The 21,990-nt window shown below is 40.6% G+C and carries 30 protein-coding genes; 18 read left to right on the forward strand and 12 right to left on the reverse strand.

Annotated features, from left to right (window positions below):
- Positions 1-95: 95 nt before the first annotated feature.
- The gene (locus tag UYC_RS0108710; protein WP_016879355.1) at positions 96-383 is read right to left on the reverse strand and encodes a hypothetical protein; all 288 of its coding nucleotides are present in this window, start codon (positions 381-383) and stop codon (positions 96-98) included.
- Between the two features lie 204 nt (positions 384-587).
- On the opposite strand from UYC_RS0108710, the gene UYC_RS37650 reads away from it, so the two are divergent.
- The 3 genes from UYC_RS37650 to UYC_RS0108730 all read left to right on the forward strand — a co-directional run bounded on the left by UYC_RS37650 (position 588) and on the right by UYC_RS0108730 (position 1,435).
- On the forward strand, positions 588-749 hold the full coding sequence (locus tag UYC_RS37650) for a hypothetical protein (protein ID WP_016879356.1): 162 nt from the start codon (positions 588-590) through the stop codon (positions 747-749).
- 56 nt (positions 750-805) lie between these two features.
- Complete coding sequence (locus UYC_RS0108720) at positions 806-1,051, forward strand: hypothetical protein (protein WP_016879357.1); 246 nt, start codon at positions 806-808, stop codon at positions 1,049-1,051.
- A gap of 177 nt (positions 1,052-1,228) precedes the next feature.
- Positions 1,229-1,435 carry a hypothetical protein gene (locus tag UYC_RS0108730; protein ID WP_016879359.1) on the forward strand — a complete coding sequence of 69 codons (207 nt, stop codon included), beginning with the start codon at positions 1,229-1,231 and terminating at the stop codon, positions 1,433-1,435.
- Between the two features lie 132 nt (positions 1,436-1,567).
- Here UYC_RS0108730 and UYC_RS0108735 read toward each other — a convergent pair whose 3' ends face one another.
- From UYC_RS0108735 to UYC_RS36050, 8 genes are all read right to left on the reverse strand, one after another.
- Positions 1,568-1,783: a hypothetical protein gene (locus UYC_RS0108735; protein ID WP_016879360.1), complete on the reverse strand. Its 216-nt coding sequence runs from the start codon at positions 1,781-1,783 to the stop codon at positions 1,568-1,570.
- A 71-nt stretch (positions 1,784-1,854) separates the two neighbouring features.
- Positions 1,855-3,843, reverse strand: coding sequence for a DNA polymerase (locus UYC_RS0108740; RefSeq protein WP_016879361.1), 1,989 nt, complete (start codon positions 3,841-3,843; stop codon positions 1,855-1,857).
- A 101-nt stretch (positions 3,844-3,944) separates the two neighbouring features.
- Positions 3,945-4,067 carry a hypothetical protein gene (locus tag UYC_RS39875; RefSeq protein ID WP_268744640.1) on the reverse strand — a complete coding sequence of 41 codons (123 nt, stop codon included), beginning with the start codon at positions 4,065-4,067 and terminating at the stop codon, positions 3,945-3,947.
- 110 nt (positions 4,068-4,177) lie between these two features.
- Positions 4,178-4,501, reverse strand: coding sequence for a hypothetical protein (locus UYC_RS0108750; RefSeq protein ID WP_016879362.1), 324 nt, complete (start codon positions 4,499-4,501; stop codon positions 4,178-4,180).
- The gene (locus UYC_RS0108755; RefSeq protein WP_016879363.1) at positions 4,498-5,052 is read right to left on the reverse strand and encodes a hypothetical protein; all 555 of its coding nucleotides are present in this window, start codon (positions 5,050-5,052) and stop codon (positions 4,498-4,500) included. The genes UYC_RS0108750 and UYC_RS0108755 overlap by 4 nt, the downstream gene beginning before the upstream one ends.
- Before the next feature lie 67 nt (positions 5,053-5,119).
- The gene (locus tag UYC_RS0108760) at positions 5,120-6,280 is read right to left on the reverse strand and encodes an RNA-guided endonuclease InsQ/TnpB family protein (RefSeq protein ID WP_016879364.1); all 1,161 of its coding nucleotides are present in this window, start codon (positions 6,278-6,280) and stop codon (positions 5,120-5,122) included.
- A 98-nt stretch (positions 6,281-6,378) separates the two neighbouring features.
- Positions 6,379-7,728 carry a replicative DNA helicase gene (dnaB, locus tag UYC_RS0108765; RefSeq protein WP_016879365.1) on the reverse strand — a complete coding sequence of 450 codons (1,350 nt, stop codon included), beginning with the start codon at positions 7,726-7,728 and terminating at the stop codon, positions 6,379-6,381.
- A gap of 10 nt (positions 7,729-7,738) precedes the next feature.
- Positions 7,739-8,842 (reverse strand): hypothetical protein, encoded by a 1,104-nt coding sequence (locus tag UYC_RS36050; RefSeq protein WP_016879366.1) that lies wholly within the window; start codon positions 8,840-8,842, stop codon positions 7,739-7,741.
- A 1,017-nt stretch (positions 8,843-9,859) separates the two neighbouring features.
- On the opposite strand from UYC_RS36050, the gene UYC_RS0108785 reads away from it, so the two are divergent.
- Genes UYC_RS0108785 through dnaX form a run of 6 tightly spaced genes read left to right on the forward strand, consistent with a single transcriptional unit; the run spans position 9,860 to position 13,504 of the window.
- On the forward strand, positions 9,860-10,075 hold the full coding sequence (locus UYC_RS0108785) for a hypothetical protein (protein WP_016879369.1): 216 nt from the start codon (positions 9,860-9,862) through the stop codon (positions 10,073-10,075).
- Positions 10,072-10,602 (forward strand): HAD-IIIA family hydrolase, encoded by a 531-nt coding sequence (locus tag UYC_RS0108790; RefSeq protein WP_016879370.1) that lies wholly within the window; start codon positions 10,072-10,074, stop codon positions 10,600-10,602. The genes UYC_RS0108785 and UYC_RS0108790 overlap by 4 nt, the downstream gene beginning before the upstream one ends.
- Positions 10,586-10,792, forward strand: a complete 207-nt coding sequence (locus tag UYC_RS0108795) for a hypothetical protein (RefSeq protein WP_016879371.1) — start codon at positions 10,586-10,588, stop codon at positions 10,790-10,792. The genes UYC_RS0108790 and UYC_RS0108795 overlap by 17 nt, the downstream gene beginning before the upstream one ends.
- A 30-nt stretch (positions 10,793-10,822) precedes the next feature.
- The gene (locus UYC_RS35405) at positions 10,823-11,644 is read left to right on the forward strand and encodes a DNA adenine methylase (RefSeq protein WP_016879372.1); all 822 of its coding nucleotides are present in this window, start codon (positions 10,823-10,825) and stop codon (positions 11,642-11,644) included.
- A 1-nt stretch (position 11,645) separates the two neighbouring features.
- Complete coding sequence (locus UYC_RS0108805; protein ID WP_016879373.1) at positions 11,646-12,173, forward strand: SLOG family protein; 528 nt, start codon at positions 11,646-11,648, stop codon at positions 12,171-12,173.
- Positions 12,164-13,504, forward strand: a complete 1,341-nt coding sequence (gene dnaX / locus UYC_RS35410; RefSeq protein WP_016879374.1) for a DNA polymerase III subunit gamma/tau — start codon at positions 12,164-12,166, stop codon at positions 13,502-13,504. The genes UYC_RS0108805 and dnaX overlap by 10 nt, the downstream gene beginning before the upstream one ends.
- Before the next feature lie 188 nt (positions 13,505-13,692).
- Here the strand turns inward: dnaX and UYC_RS0108815 are convergent, their stop codons facing one another.
- A complete protein-coding gene (locus tag UYC_RS0108815) occupies positions 13,693-14,151 on the reverse strand; it encodes a hypothetical protein (RefSeq protein ID WP_127011357.1) in 459 nt (152 codons plus the stop codon).
- 326 nt (positions 14,152-14,477) lie between these two features.
- On the opposite strand from UYC_RS0108815, the gene UYC_RS38550 reads away from it, so the two are divergent.
- Positions 14,478-14,687, forward strand: a complete 210-nt coding sequence (locus UYC_RS38550) for a hypothetical protein (protein WP_127011356.1) — start codon at positions 14,478-14,480, stop codon at positions 14,685-14,687.
- Between the two features lie 280 nt (positions 14,688-14,967).
- Complete coding sequence (locus tag UYC_RS0108825) at positions 14,968-16,194, forward strand: RNA-guided endonuclease InsQ/TnpB family protein (protein ID WP_026087777.1); 1,227 nt, start codon at positions 14,968-14,970, stop codon at positions 16,192-16,194.
- A gap of 151 nt (positions 16,195-16,345) precedes the next feature.
- Here UYC_RS0108825 and UYC_RS0108830 read toward each other — a convergent pair whose 3' ends face one another.
- Positions 16,346-16,807, reverse strand: coding sequence for a helix-turn-helix domain-containing protein (locus UYC_RS0108830; protein WP_016879378.1), 462 nt, complete (start codon positions 16,805-16,807; stop codon positions 16,346-16,348).
- 558 nt (positions 16,808-17,365) lie between these two features.
- Here UYC_RS0108830 and UYC_RS0108840 point away from each other — a divergent pair.
- The 3 genes from UYC_RS0108840 (at position 17,366) to UYC_RS0108850 (ending at position 19,939) form a co-directional block, all read left to right on the forward strand.
- Entirely contained in the window at positions 17,366-17,806 is a 441-nt protein-coding gene (locus tag UYC_RS0108840; protein WP_016879380.1) for a hypothetical protein, read from the forward strand.
- Between the two features lie 275 nt (positions 17,807-18,081).
- On the forward strand, positions 18,082-19,194 hold the full coding sequence (locus UYC_RS0108845) for an RRXRR domain-containing protein (protein WP_016879381.1): 1,113 nt from the start codon (positions 18,082-18,084) through the stop codon (positions 19,192-19,194).
- Positions 19,195-19,423: 229 nt separating this feature from the next.
- Positions 19,424-19,939 carry a hypothetical protein gene (locus UYC_RS0108850; RefSeq protein ID WP_016879382.1) on the forward strand — a complete coding sequence of 172 codons (516 nt, stop codon included), beginning with the start codon at positions 19,424-19,426 and terminating at the stop codon, positions 19,937-19,939.
- 174 nt (positions 19,940-20,113) lie between these two features.
- Here UYC_RS0108850 and UYC_RS36470 read toward each other — a convergent pair whose 3' ends face one another.
- Positions 20,114-20,278, reverse strand: a complete 165-nt coding sequence (locus UYC_RS36470; protein WP_016879383.1) for a ribbon-helix-helix domain-containing protein — start codon at positions 20,276-20,278, stop codon at positions 20,114-20,116.
- A gap of 124 nt (positions 20,279-20,402) precedes the next feature.
- Here UYC_RS36470 and UYC_RS0108860 point away from each other — a divergent pair, with 124 nt between their 5' ends.
- From UYC_RS0108860 to UYC_RS0108875, 4 genes are all read left to right on the forward strand, one after another.
- On the forward strand, positions 20,403-20,888 hold the full coding sequence (locus UYC_RS0108860; protein ID WP_016879384.1) for a hypothetical protein: 486 nt from the start codon (positions 20,403-20,405) through the stop codon (positions 20,886-20,888).
- 65 nt (positions 20,889-20,953) lie between these two features.
- The gene (locus UYC_RS0108865; RefSeq protein ID WP_016879385.1) at positions 20,954-21,262 is read left to right on the forward strand and encodes a hypothetical protein; all 309 of its coding nucleotides are present in this window, start codon (positions 20,954-20,956) and stop codon (positions 21,260-21,262) included.
- Positions 21,263-21,694 (forward strand): hypothetical protein, encoded by a 432-nt coding sequence (locus UYC_RS0108870; RefSeq protein WP_016879386.1) that lies wholly within the window; start codon positions 21,263-21,265, stop codon positions 21,692-21,694.
- Between the two features lie 2 nt (positions 21,695-21,696).
- Positions 21,697-21,987: a hypothetical protein gene (locus UYC_RS0108875; RefSeq protein ID WP_016879387.1), complete on the forward strand. Its 291-nt coding sequence runs from the start codon at positions 21,697-21,699 to the stop codon at positions 21,985-21,987.
- Positions 21,988-21,990: the final 3 nt, after the last annotated feature.

Genomic DNA, 21,990 nt, shown 5'->3' on the forward strand with positions numbered 1-21,990 from the left:
GTTAAAGTTTCTGCTATAGCAAAACAAAAACATGGTACCTATGTACCATGTTTGGTTCGGTTATATGGGCTGGATGCGATCGCACGACTAAAGCTTCAAATCTCAGTGATATTAACCATCAATTCTTCAGCTAACGGAAAATCTTCTTTGAACTGCATAAAAGCATCTTGCGGATCTATCGCATAGTAAAGTTTTCTTCGGATAAAGGAAGATATACCTTTATCTTGTAACCACTTACAAGCGTTGGTAGTTAACATAACTGAGTAAAGTTTAGCATCAACCAACCTTAAACTACCCAATTCTATTTTCATCACAAAATCTTCTAAGCTTAAACCTCTAGCTTCTGCTATATCTTGTAATCTATTTAATATCTTTTCACTCATGAGTTAATATCTTTACCCAACTTTTTAACTTTTGATACTTTAAACTTTGTTTCCTACACCATCAATACTATCTGAAATATTTTTAGTTGTCAATATTGACAACTAAATTGTCACTTGATATATTAGATACATAAGCAAAGAGCGATCGCGCCTCCGGCAAGAGAACAAGCGATCGCCCCTAACAAACCCCAGAAGGAGTTCATCATGAAGACAGTAGCACATAAAGTTGAAGTAGTAAACCAACCAGAAAGCAGCTTCGATACCAGCCCTTGGAAAGTGCTAGTGAACGGTGTAGAGGTTCACAGAGCTAACACCCGCGCTAAGTGTGAAGGTTACGCAATTAGAAAGTACAGTGCGATCGCCTAGCACCTAAACAAGGGAGCAACTAGCTCCCTAGCAAACCTCTTCACATCACAAAAAATATGTCGAAACTCAACAAGTACTTTGATTTAAATTCTCTCACATCGGAAGAGAGAGAAAGATTTGAGCAGACTTTAGATACTGGTGCCACAACAAAAGACAGAGAAAAATATGCAAATTCGGGTGAGTTGGTGAACACACTTGTTGTGGGCGCGATCGCGGTAGTCGCCTTATTAACAGTAAACATCTTAGATGTTAACTGTAAGAGATCAGAACATAAAAGTATAAAAATAGAAAAGATTAGATAATTATGGATCACATTGTACTTACAGCAAATAGTTTTAAAGCTGCTGTTTACTTGAGAGATATGCAACCCTTAAACTCTCACTTTTGGAATGTCCTAAATAATCTTGCCGAAAGATCTATTCCAAAAAATATGAATCAAGAAGAATTAAAATTGTTTAATAAAATTATTAACAACGATAATGAATTATCAAATTTTAGATAAACAGTTCAAAGATGAAGGTTCAAAAACCGCCATATTTTTTTCTAAAAAACCTGCTAACTTTTGGAAAAAAATATTACATACCGAGATTACTTTTGGGGGGATAAGATTAGTCCAAGACGGTTTGGAATTTGATTCTAGATTGGTTGATAAAGTATTACCAATATTGGAGAGATTGGATGCTTGATTTGCTGTGTGCGTTGAGTCAAAATTAAAGTTTCATGGGTAGTTGCTCCCCTCCCTAAGAGGGGTTTCTTTTTATCTGTTAAAGAAGGCGATCTCAAATTGAGGGGTTTTAATTGCGATCGCAATTTGCTGCTCAAAATTTGTTGTTGGGTTTCAAAAACATCCAAGCTACAAAAAAGGCTGCTGCTGTGAACAACTGCATCAAATCAATAGCAGACAACCATCCATCAGAAAGAGTGGCAATAGTGCGATCGCAGATTCCAAATAACCAAGAAGCAGATCCAAAAACCCAAATACCATTCTTGACTGCTACCAAAGACTCATTTGCATCAGAAGGTAATTTATACATACCAAACCCAAAATAAAATAACCATATATTACCTGACAATTTAATTGCTAAATGTGACAACAAAATAAAGATTATTTGTCTGCCCAGCTATTGACTATTAAAGAATCAGGTTTTGATGACAAATCATCGGGCGGTATGGTTTTGATAAAAAATGCCATAGCTGCTCTCATATTCGCTTGCAATACTTCAGCAACCTTTGGAGCGAAATCTTTATTACAAATCACATCAACCTCATCGTGTGCCATATTACATATCCTGACTCCCCATTCCGGGTTTTCATCGCAGCGAAGGAGAAACACACCCATAGCACCCTTGATAATGTCTGCTTCACAACTTGTCCACACAAAAGAGGAGCAGTCTGATATTTTTACCTGGGGTGTTTTATCACGGCTAAAATCAGAAATTCTCATTGGTAAATAGGCTTTCCTACCACTAGCCCCTGTAACCAAACCAAATTCCCCTTTGCAAAAATCAAACGTGTACCGCCTAGAATTAGCTTTTCTGTGGGTTTGTTGCTGAAAACGATGGATACCTGCATAGGTTTCCTTCCACGCTGCGATCGCGGCTTTTGATTCTTCTTCAGATAACTCCAAACCACAATCCTTCTGTACTGTTACTTTTAATGTCATGGCTCCTTGACAATTTAAGGAACCATAAAAAACGGGCTTTGCAAGTTGTCTAAGTTGAGATGCGATCGCATTGTCGGGATTAGATTTATCTTTTCTAGCTTTGGTGATGTAATCAGGTGTCCAATCCCGACCTTGTAGCTTTGCAATCCCTGCTGCTGTAATAGCGTGGATATCAGCACCGGAATTGTAAGCCTCTGTTAAGGTGCGATCGCGGCTGACTTCACAAGCAATCCTAGCGTGAGCAGAGCTTAAGTCAGATACCAACAAAGTATCATTTTCGCTTGCTCTAAATACTGTGCGTAGTGGTGGGAGGTTATATTGTTCAAGTTCTTCTGGCACCCTCGCAGGCGGATTTTGGAGATTTACACCAACTCGATTAGCTTTCTTGTCTGAACCACAAGTGCTCCGACCGAAACCGCTGGGATTTATTTGGCGGTACACTCCTCTTACAGCACCATCAAAGTAAGCTGCTTTGATACCATAGAAGTAATCAAGATAAGTTGTAAGAGTTCGCCAAAGCGAAATTGCTTTGAGAGCAGGATTATCCCAGTACGCAGCTAAAGCCTCTTGAGAGGTGCCAATTAAATCAATATTCAACTTTTCTTTTACAGCACTAATAACCTGTTGGGAGCTATCAGGATTAACTCCAGGGAATATATCAGAAAAAGGTTGCAATACTTGTGTGGTTACTGCCTCATACTTATCTATTGTTTCCAACAATAATTCATAATCAACTGGCATCCCATAGTATTCCATCTGCACAAAACAAGGGAGTGCAACGTTCTCAAATGTTGCGCTACCAATCACCTTAGAGGAGCGTAACAGCGTGTCTAATTCCTTCCAAATAGGGAATATTACCTTTACGTCCTTAGCTGCGTAATTAAGCTGATTATTGTTGAGTTCAAACCCCCATTCACTCATTTGTTGAGTTTTGTCTATTTCGATTCCTATCCTAGATGCGATCGCTTTAAGAGAATGGTTAATTGGTAATCCCGCCCAGAGCACTTGCGACATTAACATCACATCTTGGCAACACCTAGCCTCAAATCCGTATTTGACTTTGAGGAATAACAAGTCAAACTTGAGGTTAGCTCCCATTACAATTTTGTTAGGATTGCGAAGATGCTTCTCAAGTCTAGTTAGAAAACCATCTAGGTTGGTATCTGCTTTACCATCCCAACCTCCTAAATCAACTACAATTACCCTATTATCTGGCAGTCCAATCTGAAGTAACCTGATTGAACCTAACCAAGGGTTAAGACCATCCCCTGGATGCTCTCCATAAGTTTCAATGTCTAGTGCAAAGCGATCGCACTTGTCCCAAGCTAGTAAAGCTGATTGGTATCTGCGATCAAGTGGTCTGATTATGTCTTCGTCAAGAGTTTCTTCATTGACTATTAACTGGTTTAGAAAACTTATTTGTACTGCCATGGTGAAGCGACTTTTTGAGATAAATTTTTCTACACAATTAAGCGAGGTGTATCTAGTAAACCTCGCGACGCCCGCTAAAAACAAAAAAGGTTTTTTGGTGGTTAATCTATTGAGCTATCCTCTTGACATTTAGCGATCGCATCTAGCAGCGAGCACATCATCACTACTGAAAAAACACCAAACACCAAACCAAAAGAAGCTATCAAAACCAACAAACTAATCATATTTTGTCAATCAATTTTAATTTTTGCGATCGCAACTCGTTACGAAAATGTTCCATAAATATCAATACTTATTATTGACATATTAGTTGTCAGTATTGACATATTGCTAGTTAAAATTCAAGCAGTTGAATATAAGCATCTAAAGCCGCGATCGCAATATGGGAGTATGGCTGTGATCGCAACCCACCGCTAATTGTTGCAACAACTTCCCCAGAGACAACAGATGCAAACTCAATCCTAGAATTTCTGCACAAGCAATGATTGATTATTGTTACCAAAACAAAATCCAATGTATGCTTGTCTAGATTATCCGAACAAACCAAGCGAAGAGTATTGTTATATTTTACCATAAAAGCGTATAAGTTCTCCGTAGCTCGACATTCATTAGGAGCGAGAGTTGACCATTGTTGCAAAAGTTGTTGGTATGTTTTCATGTAAGCACCTCCTTCACTTTCATCATCGCTTTAATCCGTGTCTTGGTTTCTGGTGTAAGTTGCTTCCACACTGCTTGCTTAAATTCCTGCGTCCACCCCTCTGTAAGTTCTGTCACTTGCTCTGCATTGATTTCCGGGATAGATAGTAATTCGGCGTTGCCCGCGATCGCTTCTTGGTCTTCTGGGGAAGGAATATAGGAAGAGAAACTATCTAAAGAGGGTGCTTGATTGTCTTTAGATTGTTTAAATTGTAGCAACTTGATTATGTTTGCTTTTTTAGACTTCTTACATGCAACCGCAGATATACAAGGGGGGGCTAAAGTTAGTGTTGACTTATGTACCAACATTTCACCTTTAATCACCCCAGCAATAGGTTTGCTTGTAGTTAATGATTGTGGGAGTTTGACTTTTATGTAGGTTAGAGTTTCGCCTTCTACCCCTTCTAAAGTAACAATACCAAGAACAGTAACTTCAACATTATCAAAAAACTCACTTATTTCTCCCGCTCTAATCCAAGCACGATCACCTTCTTGGAATATTGTATATATCATTCTCCCGCTATTCCTGTAATTAATAGACTTGACAACTCCTCAGCCTAAAGGCATGAGGATTCTTCCTTCAACCAACATTGCCTCTAAAAGCAGTGCCTTTAGATGGTCTTACACGTTGTCCAGAAGCAGTAGCGAGATGCCCTCCCGCTAAAATTCGTAAACCTTCATCTCTAATTGAGCAGGCTGCGTTGATATCCCTATCGTGCTTAGTTTGGCAGTTTTCACAAGTCCAGAATCTTTTATCTAGGGGTAAACTACCAACTTTATTAAGACATACGTGACAGGTTTTAGAGCTAGGAAAAAATCTATCAACCTCAATATATGTTTTGCCTCGCCATTCTGCTTTGTATTTCAACATAGTGCAAAACATTCCCCATCCAGCATCACTGATAGATTTAGCTAGTTTGTGGTTTTTGACCATGTTTTTTACTGCTAGATTCTCTACTACTATGACTTGGTTTTCGTCAACTAATTTACGACTTAGCTTGTGTAGAAAATCTTCACGACATCTAGTAATTTTGTTGTGAACCTTAGCAACTTTAATCCTTGCTTTATTACGGTTGTTAGAGCTTTTCTGCTTGCGACTGAGTTGCTTCTGTTTTCTAGCTAACTTGACTTCATATTTGCGGTAATATTTGGGGTTGCCATGCTTAGTACCATCTGAGGTAATAGCGTAATGGTTAATCCCCATGTCAACACCAATTGCTTTACCTTCTGTCGATGAAGCAGGTTTATCCTTACCATCATCGTAAAGGCAAGCAGCGTAGTAATCACCAGATGGAGTCATTGAAACAGTAACAGACTTTAATTTACCTTCAGGTAAACGAGATACTTTACAGTAAACTTTACCTAGTTTCGGTAACGTTAGGTTGTCACCATCTAATTTTATTCCTTGTGGAAAGCGAATAGATTGTTTTTGACCTTTCTTTTTAAAGTTAGGATATTTAGCTCGTTTTTCAAAGAAATTCAAGAACGCACTAGACAAGTCCAAAGCTACTTGTTGCAAACATTGAGAAGGTGGTTCACTTAACCATTCATATTCTTTCTTTAAGGCTGGCAGTAGATTAATGATGTCGTTACGACTTAATCCCTTACCTGTTGCCTTGTAAGTTTCGCTAGTTAGGTTAAGTGCATGATTGTAAAACCAACGTACACATCCAAACGACTTGGCAAGCAATACACACTGCTCGTCAGTCGGATAGATTCTGTACTTATAGGCTTTTAGCATTGCATTTACCAAACTATACTTACTATGGTAAACTAAAGTGAGTCTAATGTAAAGTCCCCCTAGAAGGGGAAGGTTTTAAACCCATTTTTCTGATAACATTACCTTGCCAAATTTTTAAATTGCCCATATTCACGCTCAAACAGTAATTTGATGGTTCCATTACCACCAAACCGATTTTTAAGTACCGAAACTTCTACAATGCCTCTATCTGGGGTATCTGGGTTGTAATAATCATCTCTGTATAGACCTAGCATCAATGCTGCTTCTTGCTCAAAAGCTCCAGATTCCCTAAAGTCACTTTGAGTAGGTCTCTTATCACCTCTCCCTTCAACTGCTCTACTCAACTGAGCAAGTCCTACGACAGCACAATTAAAATCCTTTGCGATCGCTCTCAATTCCTTGAGAATCATATCGAGTTCAATTACACGAGTCTGTGCCGAACGGTTTCTGTCAAGATTTAACAGCTGCACGTAATCCACTACCACCAAACCAACATCCCCGTATTTAGACTGTACCTTTCTTAAGTCGGTGCGCAATTCTGAGATAGTAAGTCCGCTAGCATCTTGAATACATAGTGGAAAATCAGATCCTTGATTAATAGCACTCACTAAGTGTTGCCATTGACTATCCGCAATCGCATTTTTTCTAAAAAGATGTTCGGAATTAATGTGAGGAGCAGCAAGGCGTGCTACTGATTTTTTTGCCATCTGCACCGAAGTCATCTCAAGCGCAAAAAACGCGGTAGGAATACCACGACTGCAAATATTTAGTGTTATGTCAATTGCAAAAGTGGTTTTACCAAGACCACCGCGACCACCAATCACAGAGAGGCAACCTAATTGGAAGCCACCAGTCAACGCATCTAAGTCATAAAAACCAGTTGGTAACGACGGATCTAAAGCTGTGTCGTCTCCTGTGTTAGTAGCCCGTAAATCGTCATACATATCAATGAGAATATCTGAAAAATCTTTTATCCCCCTTGAGTCCCCTGCTCGCAACTTGGAAATTTTAAAACTTACATCCTCAATAACATCTTTCGGTTGATTCCAAGAATCAGATGCCATAGTAGCCATTTCGTTAGCAATCTTGATTAATTGTCTCATCTGGGACTTTTGTTTAATCAACTTTGCTAATTCATCTATATTGACAGTTGAAACCACTGAATTAGCCAGAGATGCCATTTTATTCAACCCACCCACTATAGACAATCTCTCGCCTAATTCTTCGGTTACCAGAATAAGATCTGTTGGCGCACCTTTAGCCACACACCTTTTCATGGCTTCGTATATTTCTTTATGCGCAGAAATATAAAAGTCTTCAGACTGCAAAATACTATTGACTATTTCAAAAGCACTAGGATCTAATAATAACCCCCCAAGTACCGATTCTTCGGCATCTATACTAGCTGGAGGAAGAGGAATGACGTTAGAGTTGCTTGCAGCGTACATGATGTTTTCCTCAAATAGCGGTTTTGCTACGACGTATGTTTAGTGGTGTTTTTGGTTGTGTTAACTCGTCAGGGAGCGATCGTGCTTTTTCTACTTGATTTTGCTTATAAGAGCGATCGCGCTCTATCTCTTCAAAGTGATCCCAAATCAGATGTATCTCTGCTCTACCTGCTTCTGTTTGGGACAAATTAACTAAACGCTTTTTAGCTTCTGCTACAGTAGCTTTTCGCTTTAACTCTTTTGCATAGTGTGGAGTTAAGCTTAGATGCTCCTGGTACTTCTCAACAAAAGATGGATCAAACCCGTTCGGGCCTGCTTTTATCATCCAAGGTGGTAATTGTGGATTTTTAAATCTCTCCTCCATCTTGTATGCAGGGTGTTGAATATAAACACTAGTTTTTAGTGCCAGTTCCCCGGAATATTGATCCGGATTAGTTAATTCGTTTTGTTGCGAAGATTCTGGCTTATTAAACAACGAAGAGGAAGTATCTTGGGTAAATTCAACTTCTGGCACTAACTGAGGCACTATCAGTTCGTTTTCCTTATTCTCTTCAAAAAAAGGAGACTCTTTTTTCTTTGTTGTATTCTCTGTTGTATTCTCTGTATCTATATTATGTTTTTCACCTTTCGTTAAATTGGAATTTGACTTTTGGTTAATTTCTAATTTGACCTTTGGGTAAATTAGGTCGTCATATTCCTCAGAGGGTAAATTGTAATTTGACCTTTGGTCAAAATCTAGATTAGACAAGGTATCCAGCTTTTTTATTACAGCATCCCAATTCAACCTAATATGTTTAGCTAGATTTTCTTTGTACTTCCAAACCCTTGTCTCAACTACTCCAATATCTTCAAGTACTGTAATAGCTCTATCAAATTGTTTAGCTGATATACGAACCTCATCCCACCATTCCTCTCGCTTCTTTGCTAACCACAAGTACCCTTCCCTTTCAACTGTTAGTTTGGTTTTCCCATTCTTATCAGGAAGGTGCCAATAGATAATTTGACTTAGTAAAATTCCCGCAACTAAATCTCCCGCTATATCTATGTAGCAGCGCTTTACGTCGATCGCATCTCTTGAGAGTCTCTCCCACCTAATAAAAGAATCAATATTCATCTGCGATCGCACTCCTTTTCACTTTTTTTATCGGGCATTTAAAAAATTCCTATGGAGTTTCAAGTTTTTTTGACAAAGTATCTGTCAATTAAGCTTTTTGTGTTATCATTAAGTTATAGAACAGAGTTAATAACAAAGGTGTGGAGAAACTTATTTAGTTACTCGCCAACTTTAGTTATTAAATTGTGAGACCTTTACTTTTTGCTTGCATTTTCAAGCCCCGGACGCCCATCTGGGGCTTATTAATTTTGATCATATCATATTTTTGGCAATCTATTTGTCAGATATGACACTTCACATTTTCTTGATATACCCAATATGTCAACACAAAAACCTGAAGACAACAACAAGTGGGTGGAAGATTGGGCGTTCAACCTAGAAGCCAAGATCAAACCCAGGACGACCGCGGATCGCATCAAAAATTTCGCTAACAATCTAAAGCACTGGTGCGCTAGAATATGAGCTAGTCAAGCGGCTGAAACCTTGTGAACCGACAACCTCTGTGAGATACCCGCAGAGGTTTTATTTTTTGGCAATATACTTGTCATCTATGACATAAAATGTTATATCTAAAAGAGATTGTTTTGCATAAAACCATTTAAAACACAAAAATATGACTAAGTTTTTTGCAGGAGACAAGGTAAAAGTGCGCGGATATGTTGGAGAGATTAAAGAAGTCCTTTCTCCATATAGGGGGGTTCAGACATATCTTGTAAACTTTGATTCTAATTCGGCAAAGCATTTGAATGGTATGTTTTTGGAGTTTCGGATTGAAAAGGTGTCAACTACCCACACTGACTGAGTACAGTACAGTGTGGGCTTGAAAGAACCAGCTTTCAACGCAAAAGATGACTAGCCCACGAGACTTGTTTTGTTACGGACTTCCGAATGTTTCCCTAGTTCGGATTACCTCCAAGATTACTGGTTGTAATCGCTTGCAGAAAGGACATGCTAAACAAGTTGGTCTAAGGGACTTATAACTTTCACGAAAGGATTATATGTACTGGGAGCGATCGCGTGAATAAGTCTTGTCTAAATTGTGCTTGGGGAGAGTTCCAAGAAGTAATCGATTTTCACCTGTGTTCGTACTCTGGTGGTTGTCGCCACTGGGAAAAAGCGATTCAAGAACAAGTACCTTACATGGAGGATATTAGAGGCGAAAACTTTGAAAACTCCAACCGAGTTCTTGAGCAGATTGGTAATCGGTGTGTTGAGTGGGAGGCGGAAAGATGAGTAAATTTCTGTTTTGTGATATTGATGGTACGTTAACACAAACCATATCTGGGAATGCATTTAAGCAGGACTCCACAGACGTAAAAGTAATTGAATGTGCAGACAAGGCGATCGCTTATTTTGCGTCTCAAGGTTACAAAATTATCGGAATTTCTAACCAGGGTGGCATTGAGAAACGCTTTAAATCCTTAGAAACAACGATTGAGGAAATGCGATACACGCTTCAAATTTTACCTCAGTTAAATGTGATATACTTCTGTCCTGACTTTGCCGGAACAAAGTGTTACTGCGTTACAAGGGAAGAAGAAAAGGTTCATAATTTCGGGGCTTTCTTCCCTGAATATCAAGGCTTTTTTCGCAAACCATCTTCAGGGATGATTGATTTAGCTTTACACGTTTCTGGTGAGGTTTCTGTTGAAACTTGGATGGTAGGCGATCGCACAGAGGACGAAGGGTGTGCTATCAACGCGGGTATTAATTTCGTTTGGGCGGATATATGGAGGGAGATCTATGGAACAGCAAAATAAAGAACTCGCTGATACGCTTGATACATTGATGACTGCTGTGTATATAGCTGCTCAAGAATTACAAGAAATGTGTCCTCAAGAATCCGGCGTAGAGGCGTGGAAAGGTTATTTACTCCAGCAGGCACTTAAGGTACAAGAAGATATGTCTCCGCAAGAAAGAGTGAGATTTAGACTGGAGTATTTGATATGAGACCTATCACCAAAAGTGGGAGGCGATCGCATGAGCAATCCTCCCCTTCTTAGGTACTTTGGTGGCAAACACCGCGATGCGCGTAAAATTATCAGACACTTTCCTCAACATCAAGTTTACTGTGAGGTATTTGGTGGAGGGGCTTCGGTTCTTTTGCAAAAACAACCATCCCAAATTGAAATTTACAACGACCTTAGCGGTGACGTGGTGAATTTCTTTAGGGTGTTACGCGATCGCACCGAAGAATTAGTCCGAGCAATTGAGCTAACACCTTACAGTCGTGAGGAGTACAATTTGGCTTTTAACTCTTCCGACGACTGCTTAGAATCGGCGCGTAGACTGTATATTCGCAGCTGGCAATCTTATGGCAGCGGTTGCTCTGTTGCTAAAAAGTCAGGTTGGCGTTTTCTTTACCGCCAAACCACGAGTGAGGATGTGGTAGGTTGCTTTAATCGCACTTCCCATCTTTGGGACTTAGCTGGGAGGTTAAAGCATTGCCAGATAGAGAATGATGACGCGATCGCGGTTATCAATCGTTACGGACGCAACCCAAATTGTTTGATTTACTGCGATCCACCTTATGTCCATTCTTCCAGGACAGAAGATTCAAATTACGATTTTGAGATGACCGACCAACAGCACAAAGAACTTGCAGATATTCTCCATTCGGTTAATGCTATGTGCATTGTTTCGGGTTATGCTTGCGAACTTTATAGCCAACTGTACAAAGACTGGCGGCTAATTCAATGGGAGACTTTAGTTAATGGAGTAAAGCGCAAGGCAGTGGAGTCCTTGTGGGTTTCTCCAAGTTGCGATAAACATCAATTACCACTCTTGGGTTTACTTGCATAAGATGTCTAAAATAGTTGCCGGGACAGGACACCGACCAAATCGCTGCTATCCACTAGAAGGACAAACTTTTGAACGGATGATTGAATTGTGCAAAGCTTCTTTACAAAAAATGCAAGCCACTGAAGTAATTTCTGGTATGGCGATAGGATTTGACCAAGCACTAGCAACAGCGGCAATCAAACTCAATCTTCCCCTAACAGCAGCAGTGCCTTTTGCAGAACAGGATGCAAAGTGGACTCCAGAAGATATATCTAGGTGGGAAAATATTCTTTTTCAAGCTAAAACCATTGTGTTTGTTGATAGACAGGATGGATATTTAGTGAGATCGTCGCCAGGACAATACCACGTTGACAAGCTCAAGAAACGCAATCAATGGATGATCGATCATTGCGATGAGGTATTAGCTCTCTATGACGGTGGGAATGGAGGAACAGCGCATTGTGTAGGTTATGCAGAATCACAAGAGAAATACGTTTTAAATGCTTGGAAGTCTTGGATTAAATATGGGGCAACATCAATATGTCCTTAACCCAAAAGTACCGACCAAAAACTCTAGATGATGTTGTTGGGCAACCCAAAACAGTAATAAGCCTTAAAACAGCGATCGCTAAAAACAAAATCCACAACGCTTACTTGTTTGCTGGCAGTCGCGGCACAGGAAAAACATCAGTCGCGCGTGTTCTTGCCAAATCTCTTAACTGCGCCAATGGACAAACAGTAACACCTTGCGGTGAATGCCACTCTTGCAAAGCGATTGAATCAGGAAACGCCATCGATGTGTTTGAGGTGGACGCAGCTAGTAATAACGGGGTGGATTATGCCCGTGACTTAATCAAAGGTGCTTCCCTCTCATCAATGGGTGGAAGATTCAAAATCTACATTATCGACGAGTGCCACAATTTAACTAAGCAGGCAAGTGAAACCCTACTCAAAACAGTAGAAGAACCTGGTAGCAAAACAGTATTCATCTTCTGCACCACAGAACCACAGAAGGTACTCAAAACAATTGAGTCGCGGTGTCAGAGGTTCAATTTCTTCCAAGTCTCCCCCGATGACATTTTTCATCACCTTGATCGGATCAACACCGAAGAATACCTCCTTGTCCAAGACGATGTGATTCGTGCGATCGCGCAAGTGTCTGACGGTATTGTTAGGGATGCTGTCACCTTGCTTGATCAAATATCCCTCAATCCTGATGCTACGGTTGACGATTTGTATGCAGTTATTGGCAAACCTTCGGTAGATGCCACTCAAGACATACTGTCGTCTGTAGTGAGAGGAGACACACTCGCTTTGTTTGCGAATATCAAGTCTGTAGCTAAATCTGGTGTTGACCCTCTAGTTTGCTTAAGTGAAATTGCTAACTTTGTCCGTAATGGCTTGGTTGGTAAGAAAGATGCCAAAGCTTTTCAGCTGATGACTTGTGACACAAACACTTTTTGCGCAGCAACTAAGTGGGCATCCAAGTTAGATGAGCAAACACTGTTAGATGCGATCGTCCTTCTTCGCAAAGCTGAGATTGATTTCTCAGCATCTAAACGTCCGATGCTGTTCTTGGAATCAACCTTGATCGAATTAATGATGGTTTTTCAAAAACCTATCTTGATACCCCCACAACAACCTATGCCAGATTGTCTAGAACAAACAGCAGAGGAAATATGGGGTATGGTCAAGACTCAGGACTGTATGAGCAAGCTAGCTCCAGTTGTTGTTAGGTACTCCAAGCTTAATGACAAAGTGTTTGCGATTGCCATCCCTGAATCATTCCGCAAGCACAAGGAAGTAGCTGAGTCTAGATTGCAAGAAGCATTAACCACAGCAGGTATTAATATGCAATGCTCCGTTCTTTTTTGCTCGTAGTCCGATCGCTTGTCACAACCTCTAAATTTTGTAGCAACGAGCGATCGCTTATCCAATAGAAATTTTTTGTCATAAATTACGGACAGAATGACCTTAAGGCGGCACAATAAACAACAAATTGTGATTAAGTGGACAAGGTGACGTCAAAACATAAAGCTTCAAGCCTCATGCACATATTTCGGTCAGAGTCAAGCTGATTTAGCAATCGCAACCCATCGCATGATATCGGCGTGATTGTACCTTGCTTCCGTTGAGAATGGTATTTGGTATTTTTTGCCCCATCTGTAGAGAGTGCGGATGCTAACGCGGCGGCAAGCAAACTGATAAATTATGTCTGGTAAATCAGTGCCAACACAAAAAGTATTGGCAATATCTATTAGTCTCTGGCTTAGTTTGTTGTCTAGTTCTGGGTAAGCAGCTAACCTTTGCCTAACTTTTAGGTAGGTTAGCTTTGCTTTTGGCATTTCCCTCTTCATAAAAGCCAAAGTCAAGAGAGCGATCGCTTGCTCTTGCGTCACTGTTTTTGCATACTCAGGAATCATCACAATCCGCTTCCAACGCCGCCAAGTTCTATCTGAAATAGGATTGTCGTAAACGTCCATGCATCCGCGACGTACTAAATCTAGCGTTAGCGTTAAATTCTTCACGTCTCCCCACACAAAATTTGTCAATTGTGTTAACTATTATATCCAACAAAGATATCCTGCGATCGCTAACAAGTTAACGCACAAGTGTACTGATCATGGTATTTTTTTCATAAAGGTGCAAACAGCTAACAGCAACCTAGAAGTTTGTTTTTGGTATCCTGCTATCTGTTTCCAAATCTAATTTTTAATACCGTTTTAGCTAGTTTTTTCAAAAAACGCGGGAATTTTCTCTTTTTTTAGTTCCCCCTGCACGAATTGCCCGTGCAGGGGGTGGGCACATATGTGCTTATCCAACTAGGGCAATGTTTACGAAATGTTTTGAAACGATGACAAAAGAACAAGAACTTTTATGGTGGGAAAAAATGTTGCAGTACTGGCAAACAAATTATGTATGGGCAAAGCAGAAGGGATTGACCGCTCCTGCTAATACAGCGCTAGAAGCGATCGCACTCTGCCAAGGAGAAATAAATAGGCTAAAAAGAATCTTAGCTAAATCAAAAAGAAGCCTCACATCTCACCGCGAAGCGGGAGTGTGAGATGAATTTTTGGGCGATGACGAATTGACCCACAACCAATTCAATCCGCAGGATTGACAGGGCAGGGGGTCGATGAGAAATCGCCATTTTTTGTGCTTGGTAATCGGTCAATCCAATCTTCTATTATCTGGGTTACAGTTTTATCTTTATTTGCGGCGTACTGTCTGAGTTTGTTTAATCTGCGTGTTGACATTCTGACACTCAATCTAGAATCTTTCATAATGGGTACACAATGTTTACCCTTTTATGATAAAGTATAGCTGGTATTGAGAATAAAGGAATGAGAACTGCGTACCAGTACAAGCTACGTCCAACAAAAATACAAGCCACAGAGATAGACAGATGGCTGTCTATGTTATGCGCTCAATATAATTATTTGTTGGCTGATAGATTCAACTGGTATGAACAAAATCGCTGTCCTGTTAATGCTTGTCCTCTTGTTTGTCATCTTCCAGAATTAAGAGACAATCCAGACTACTATTCGCAAAAGAAAACATTACCTGAGCTTAAGAAAACTCATCCTCATTATGGTGATATCTATTCACAAGTTTTGCAGGATGCTGTTAAAAGAGTTAAGGTAACTTTTGACCGTTTTCTTAAGGGTGATAGCAACGGAAAACGCAGTGGTAAACCAAGGTTTAAATCTAGAAATAGATACAAAACCTTCACTTACCCACAAATGAAAGATGGTTGTTTGCAGGGTAATTTAATTGATTTACCAAAACTAGGTAAAGTCAAAGTTATATTGCATCGCCCATTACCTGATGGCTTTAAGATTAAAACTGCCTCTGTAACCAAAAAAGCTGATGGTTATTACTTAACTCTCAGCCTAGAAGATGACACAGTTCCAACAATTAAGCCTGATTTCAATCCTGAATCTATAACAGGCATTGATGTTGGGTTAAAAGAGTTTTTGACAACTGCTGATGGTGAAAGTGTTTCTATCCCTCAACATTATCGGAAAGCTCAGAAACGGTTACGAGTTATTCAAAAACGTGTTTCACGTCGCAAAAAAGGCAGTAAACGCAGACAGAAAGCCGTTAAGCATCTAGGTAAGCAACACAAAAAAGTTGCTGATAAGCGCAAGGATTTTCATTTCAAAACCGCTAATAATCTGCTCAAAAAGTATGATGTTATAGCTGTTGAAGATTTGAATGTTAAAGGACTTTCACGCTCTAAACTGGCAAAGTCTGTACTTGATGCCGGATGGTCAAGCTTTCTGTCAATACTAACAAACAAAGCCGAAAATGCTGGTTTGTTGGTTATTCCAGTTAAAGCGTCTGGTACTAGCCAAGACTGCTCTAGTTGTGGTGTGAAAGTTCCTAAAAAGCTGCATGAACGTTGGCACGATTGCCCTAATTGTGGGTGCAGTCTAGACCGGGATCATAATGCAGCGATAAATATAAAAAATAGGGCGGTAGGGCATTCCGTTCTTAAAGCCAAGAGTCTCCTAAGCAATAGCCGGATTGTCTTGGAAGCCTACGCTGTATGCGAAGCATCAGCGTAGGAGTATGTCACACCGCGAAAAAACAAAACAATCTCTATCGTTAGATAGAGAAAGCAAGTTAACGCTTTAAGCAATATTTAAATAGCTGGTTAACAACCAGACCATTTACTTAGTGTTAGGAGACCCCAACATTATGGGGTCTTTTTGTTTTTCAGTCATCCTCCTCCTGATATAAGTCGGAAGGGGTACACTCAAGAACCTCACACAACCGCGCAACTGTCGAAAACATCCTTGCTCCCTCTCTACCTTTTTCCCAATTGCGCACTGTAGAAACATCAACACCAACTAAACTTGCTAGTTCTGTTTGAGTAAGATCCTTCTCCCGCCTAAGTGACTCTAATCCCCGAACCCTTCTCCCCTCATTAAATGGTGGATGAAAATAAGAAATCAAAGCTTTCTGAATAGACCCAATCAAACTAAAATCAACCTCTAAATAAGCAATCCGTATATCGGGAATATTTTTTAATACAGAGTGTCTTCTGTCATGATTGAGATTTTTTATTCTTGGAGAGGTTTTTCCTACATATAATATTTTGCCATTCTTGTCAATGGCAATGTAGATAAATGCCCCTGGTGACAAAGCTTTGCTGTCATCAAACACAGCACCTAGCATCTCTAAAATCGCTAACTAGTACTTTTTTATTTTGCGCACTAATCCACTAAACATTGAAAAAACTATCCGTAAGTTCACGTAAACGCTAGCAATTTATTGACTGCATGAAGAAACTCATGCATAATAATCAAAACAAAATATCTGCCTAAAGGAATACCCAAAAAGGAAGATATTTTTTCAATAGTGTTGATACGCTCGATATATACAATCAAGCGCATCAATTTAGTGGCGATCGCATAAACTATCGCTTAATTAGTCAATTTTTAATTAGGTTACGATCATGGTTCCCAATCAATCTCAATATTTAAATTCGCAACTTAGCAATCTGGTGTTAGAGAACGGTTTGCCTGCTGTTTTGACTTCCTTTGCAGATGTTATATTTGAAATCCACAAAAAGACTAATAAACCTGAGATTGATAGGGTAGTGTTTTTTATTGAGCAAGCTCTAGCGGAAGTAACTGAAGTTGCTGCCGCTTAATTTTTTGGGCGATCGCGGTGATGGCAATTTGATTGTCAATATCGGAAGATATAATAGTAAGCATAGATTATTTTCTATCTATGCTTAAAGTTAAAGTCATTGCTGCGATCGCCCTATCTTCGCTTTTCTTTAATTACGATCCTCAAATTAAAGCGAATGATAAATGGGTCGACTGCAAAAGCGACGGACAGGTATTGTATCAAAGTACAAATAGGACTATTTGTAGAAACATATACCCTGTATGGAATCAGGGTGAGGGTGGTGTAAAAGCTCTTGATGAGCTAATCCTCTACAATCGTTCTGGGAAGTCTTTAATTATTATTTTTTTAATCATTTTGCCTTATAGGGAAAAGGTAGTTTTTATAGGTGATGGCAAGCACGAGTGTGCTTTTTCTCTTCGGGGCAGGGAGTTTAGTGAATGGCTTTTTTCACCTAGCCCCCAACTATTAGCGGATAACAGCAAAGATGTTAGGTTTTTGCTTGATACCTGGGAAGGGAACAGCAAAAACCAGATTTTCTAATACGCTTGCCAAGTGGGGGTAAGTGGGGGTAAAGTAAAAGAGTAATAAAAAGGTAAAAAGTCAATAACCCACCTTGGCTTCGCCTGAAGGTGGGGCTTGTAAGAGCCAAATCTTACGTGTTTGACTAGCCCGTTGAGCCTAATCCTGGTACGCACTTCCGAATGCTTCTCCAGTTCGGACTATCTGCAAGACTATTTGGTTAGTCGTTGGGAAAGCCAAGACATCTTGGATTAGGTGGGCGAGGAGACTAAATACTTTACTCGGAGGGTTATACCGTGTTACGAGTACCAGTTATATCATCGTCAGGCAGTCCATTAATGCCAACAAAAGCAAGTCGTGTAAGGCGTTGGTTGAAAAAAGGGAAAGCGCGAGTTGTACATAACGACCTTGGTATTTTTCAAGTTCAGTTAGTTCAAGAAACAGCGAGAACCAACACGCAACCTATCGCAATTGGTATCGACCCAGGCAAGTATTACACAGGCATTGGCGTACAATCCGCCAAGTTTACCTTATGGATGGCACACTTGCAGCTACCTTTTAAAAGTGTTAAAGACCGAATGGATCAACGCCGCATGATGAGGCGAGGACGCAGAGGTAGGCGAATTAACCGATCTATTGAATTCAGTCAACGCGCTCATCGTCAAAAGCGTTTTGACAATCGTCGTCAATCCAAGCTACCCCCAAGCATTAGAGCTAATCGGGAGTTAGAATTGCGAGTTGTTAGCGAATTGTCTACGATTTATCCTATCACTACAATTGCTTACGAAATAGTCAAAGCGCGTGGTGACAAGGGGTTTAGCCCCGTAATGGTTGGTCAGAAATGGCAATTAAAAAACCTCGAAACTTACGCCGAAGTTAAGCAGATTGAAGGATGGGAAACTGCAAATATTAGGCAGCAGTTAAATTTGCAAAAACAAAAACACTCCAAGGGTGATGCAATTCCTGCGACTCACGCTGTAGACGGTGTTGCTCTAGCTTGCAGTACGTTTATTCGTTACGGCGTAATCTCTAGTCAATCAATGGGCTGGAAAGGTGATGTTGATATAACACTAGCGCCATTCACTATAATTCGTCGTCCTCCAGTATCTCGCCGACAACTACATCTTATGGTTCCAGTAAAGGGTGGAGTACGCCGTAAGTACGGTGGCACTGTGACCCGTCATGGATTAAGGAAGGGTGATTATGTCGAAGCTATTCAAGGCAACAAAATATATTTTGGATGGGTCAGTGGCGACACAGAGAAACAAATTTCTGTAAGTGATGCGTCTTGGAAGCGTCTTGGACAATTCACTGCAAAGAAAGTCCGATTGGTACAGCGAAGCACGGGTTTAATCGTGTTGCCGACTCGGAAAATGTCAAACTTAACCCCATCGAGGGGTCAAGTTTGACCCGCTATCCCTCCCCGCCCTGCTTCGCTGAGGACGGGGTATCTCGCGGAAATTTTGATGAAAGCAACAGAAAGGCCTCAGTACATTCAAAAGTAATTTAACCTCCTTGCGGGAAGTCCCCCAGTGCAGTGAAACGGAACTGGGGGATGAAAGCAAGGGTAGAGTCTAGTCAACTACGCGGAGAATCTTGTTGCTTGATGTATTTTTTCAAGTAATTTAAGGTAAACACATGGATACTTTACAACAAAGAATAGAAGCATTGCAACGCCGGGGGTTCGGCGAATTTTTATCTGAAGATGAGCTAGAAATAGCTGCAGCATTTGTTGAAGCAAGAAAATCCCCTCGATTTGGGGACAATCTACCATACAACGAATTTGATGGATGGTCAGAAACCCTATGTAGTGGGATTTGTGGATGGGGTGGGAGCCTATCCAAACCTGGTGTAATGACCAGGGAAATTATATTCAAAGAGAAGGGAGTATGGACTAACAGAGATATCCATACATCCATCAAAATGTCAGATCTACATGAAAAAATAAAGAGAAAAATAAATCTCTTTTTTGATGGTTGTTCCGTCAATTTTGAACACCTATCCTCAGCATCGGTTTATGCAGCCATTAAAAATGGTTATGCGCCTGCGATCAAACTTGAGGATTACCCCCACAACCTAAACCTTAATAAGTATCATCACGATTTGGTATTGGCGTTTTGTCCTCCAGAGGTAGACTTCCCAAAGTCTGCTTAGTGCCTGATTGCAACAACGTGTTGGGTAATGCAAATCGATCCGGGTATTGCAAACAACATCGAGAGCGATCGCCCGATCGCAAGGCACGTAAACCGCATAAATACAGGTAAGCAACCCACGACTTCAAGTCGTGGGTAGTTGCAAGGCAAGAGAAGGTATTGCGATCGCACCTTTCTATTTAGTCCGATCGCTGTTTTTTTCTCTCTCCTCAATAGCTTTGGTTAGGATAGTGGCGGCAAGGTTGCTTACACTACGGTTCTCACTCCTGGCCCACTCCTCAAGCTTTTTGAGGAGTTCTTCATTTGCTAAATAAGTAACAACCCGCCACTTCCCTGCCATCTTTGCCTATATAGCAACATCCTAATATTGCCCTACTTTGACCTCATTGGCAAAATGTTTTTTTGGGGTGCTACTGTGGCACACTTGTGGTATAGTGTTAATCATTTAGAGCAAGAGGTGCGTAGTGAACGAATTAAGGAAATTATTGGAGTCAGAAGGTATTGCGATCGCAAACCTAGAAGAATTAGTAACGCAGATGGGTTTCGACCCAAATAATTTAAGCGAGGGTACTGCGTTAGCGATCGCAGAATCTATCATTCAAAAAGAAAAGTCCAAGTCTAGCAAGATTACCAAAACCAAGGGGAAAAAGTTGGCAAAGACAACTGCTTCCCAAACGGGTAGCTTAGAGCCTGCTATTGAGCAATTACGCGTGAAATCAGGTGGCGAAATTAACGAGATGATTTTGGCGGCGGCAACTATTAAGAACCAAGTTTCATCAGCTGCTGCCGAACAAGTCCTCAATGAGTTTTACTCCATACCCACCGAAGTTGTGCGGAAGGTAGGAGAGGGTCTTGTCGGGTATCAAGGTGAACCTGATTTTTTTCGCCAAACAATTACAGGAATCGGCACGGCGGCTTTCTCTGACTTGCTCAATAATGCAACCGAGTAGGTTCTTGTTGATTGGTGTAGCCGTAAATTTTTTATTCCTAGTTGCGATCGCGGGCGTGACAATATATGGAGCAATATCAAGAGAGACAGAAATTAGATATCAAGCTCAACCTCAATGGCGAGATGGAGGCAACCCTACCCCAAAGAGAGTTGACTTCAGACGAGTGGATTCTCATCCAACAACTACTAGATGAGGCAAAGACGCGATCGCAGACTAGAGCGAAGTTAGAAGAAATAGCTCAACAGGGTTTGTTTTGGCAAGGTGTGATGGGTGCAGTTGCTGTTTTGATGTTTTTGTTTTTAGTTTCGTTTTGTACTGTTAGGGTTGCGATCGCATCTTTCAATTCAGTCAATTTGCAACAAGTGAGGCATTAAATGCTTAGTAAGTGGTTTGGTGGAATGTTTGGAGACAATTTAGCAGTTTCTCATTTGCGGGTTGGTTCCCCTACTGTGATTCAAGGTGATTTACCTTCTGAAATAGCAAGTAGGTACTCACTTCCTGTGGAGGTGTCTGCAAAGGAAGTTTTGAAGCAGTCAGAGGAAGCAGGTAAGCTTAAAGCTACTGAGTACCTCCACGCAAAACTTAGTAGGCACAAGCTATCACAGTTGCAGTCGCTTGCAACCATGTACAAGAACCAACTTGCGTACAGCAAAGAAGCAATGAACATAGAAGCAGATTTGCAGCGTGAGAAAGCTCACCACGGGCAAGCAATCATCCGTCATGCTTTTGGGAATGCCGAGAAGCAGAGGGAACTGAACGGGTACGAGAAAACCTTTAAGGATGTTGAGTCTAGTTTTAACTTTTAGTTATGCCAGATAAGTTCTCACAAGTTGGTTTTGTCGGCATGGGGATAGGGATAGCTCAATTACTTGGTTTTCTATCTGTAGCGTCCCCAGTTAGCGGTTATCTGGTTTGGATAATCGCTATGATTTCTATTTTTATCCTTGCGATGGGGGTGCTTAATGTGATTGGTTTATCCAATAAACACGCTTATCTGCTGTCGCGGGATAATTTGTTTTTCGGGATGCTGCCTGCGATCGTGTTGCTTTTTATTTTTTTGATGTTAGTTTCTGCCGGCGTTTTTTTGGGAGTGCGTTAATTT

This window comes from Chlorogloeopsis fritschii PCC 6912, assembly GCF_000317285.1.
In the GTDB taxonomy this organism is placed as follows: Bacteria; Cyanobacteriota; Cyanobacteriia; order Cyanobacteriales; family Nostocaceae; genus Chlorogloeopsis; species Chlorogloeopsis fritschii.

Coding starts and splice junctions, on each gene's coding strand:
- UYC_RS35405 (WP_016879372.1), top strand. CDS start 10,823: ATGAGCAATCCTCCCCTTCTTAGGTACTTTGGTGGCAAACACCGCGAT.
- UYC_RS0108720 (WP_016879357.1), top strand. CDS start 806: ATGTCGAAACTCAACAAGTACTTTGATTTAAATTCTCTCACATCGGAA.
- UYC_RS39875 (WP_268744640.1), bottom strand. CDS start 4,067: ATGATTAGTTTGTTGGTTTTGATAGCTTCTTTTGGTTTGGTGTTTGGT.
- UYC_RS0108710 (WP_016879355.1), bottom strand. CDS start 383: ATGAGTGAAAAGATATTAAATAGATTACAAGATATAGCAGAAGCTAGA.
- UYC_RS0108870 (WP_016879386.1), top strand. CDS start 21,263: ATGCTTAGTAAGTGGTTTGGTGGAATGTTTGGAGACAATTTAGCAGTT.
- UYC_RS0108840 (WP_016879380.1), top strand. CDS start 17,366: ATGCTTAAAGTTAAAGTCATTGCTGCGATCGCCCTATCTTCGCTTTTC.
- UYC_RS37650 (WP_016879356.1), top strand. CDS start 588: ATGAAGACAGTAGCACATAAAGTTGAAGTAGTAAACCAACCAGAAAGC.
- UYC_RS0108760 (WP_016879364.1), bottom strand. CDS start 6,280: ATGCTAAAAGCCTATAAGTACAGAATCTATCCGACTGACGAGCAGTGT.
- UYC_RS0108850 (WP_016879382.1), top strand. CDS start 19,424: ATGGATACTTTACAACAAAGAATAGAAGCATTGCAACGCCGGGGGTTC.
- UYC_RS0108830 (WP_016879378.1), bottom strand. CDS start 16,807: ATGCTAGGTGCTGTGTTTGATGACAGCAAAGCTTTGTCACCAGGGGCA.
- UYC_RS0108750 (WP_016879362.1), bottom strand. CDS start 4,501: ATGAAAACATACCAACAACTTTTGCAACAATGGTCAACTCTCGCTCCT.
- UYC_RS0108740 (WP_016879361.1), bottom strand. CDS start 3,843: ATGGCAGTACAAATAAGTTTTCTAAACCAGTTAATAGTCAATGAAGAA.
- UYC_RS0108735 (WP_016879360.1), bottom strand. CDS start 1,783: ATGTATAAATTACCTTCTGATGCAAATGAGTCTTTGGTAGCAGTCAAG.
- UYC_RS0108790 (WP_016879370.1), top strand. CDS start 10,072: ATGAGTAAATTTCTGTTTTGTGATATTGATGGTACGTTAACACAAACC.
- UYC_RS0108865 (WP_016879385.1), top strand. CDS start 20,954: ATGGAGCAATATCAAGAGAGACAGAAATTAGATATCAAGCTCAACCTC.
- UYC_RS0108730 (WP_016879359.1), top strand. CDS start 1,229: ATGAATTATCAAATTTTAGATAAACAGTTCAAAGATGAAGGTTCAAAA.
- UYC_RS0108805 (WP_016879373.1), top strand. CDS start 11,646: ATGTCTAAAATAGTTGCCGGGACAGGACACCGACCAAATCGCTGCTAT.
- UYC_RS38550 (WP_127011356.1), top strand. CDS start 14,478: ATGACAAAAGAACAAGAACTTTTATGGTGGGAAAAAATGTTGCAGTAC.
- dnaX (WP_016879374.1), top strand. CDS start 12,164: ATGTCCTTAACCCAAAAGTACCGACCAAAAACTCTAGATGATGTTGTT.
- UYC_RS0108875 (WP_016879387.1), top strand. CDS start 21,697: ATGCCAGATAAGTTCTCACAAGTTGGTTTTGTCGGCATGGGGATAGGG.
- UYC_RS36470 (WP_016879383.1), bottom strand. CDS start 20,278: ATGGCAGGGAAGTGGCGGGTTGTTACTTATTTAGCAAATGAAGAACTC.
- UYC_RS0108825 (WP_026087777.1), top strand. CDS start 14,968: ATGAGAACTGCGTACCAGTACAAGCTACGTCCAACAAAAATACAAGCC.
- dnaB (WP_016879365.1), bottom strand. CDS start 7,728: ATGTACGCTGCAAGCAACTCTAACGTCATTCCTCTTCCTCCAGCTAGT.
- UYC_RS0108755 (WP_016879363.1), bottom strand. CDS start 5,052: ATGATATATACAATATTCCAAGAAGGTGATCGTGCTTGGATTAGAGCG.
- UYC_RS36050 (WP_016879366.1), bottom strand. CDS start 8,842: ATGAATATTGATTCTTTTATTAGGTGGGAGAGACTCTCAAGAGATGCG.
- UYC_RS0108795 (WP_016879371.1), top strand. CDS start 10,586: ATGGAACAGCAAAATAAAGAACTCGCTGATACGCTTGATACATTGATG.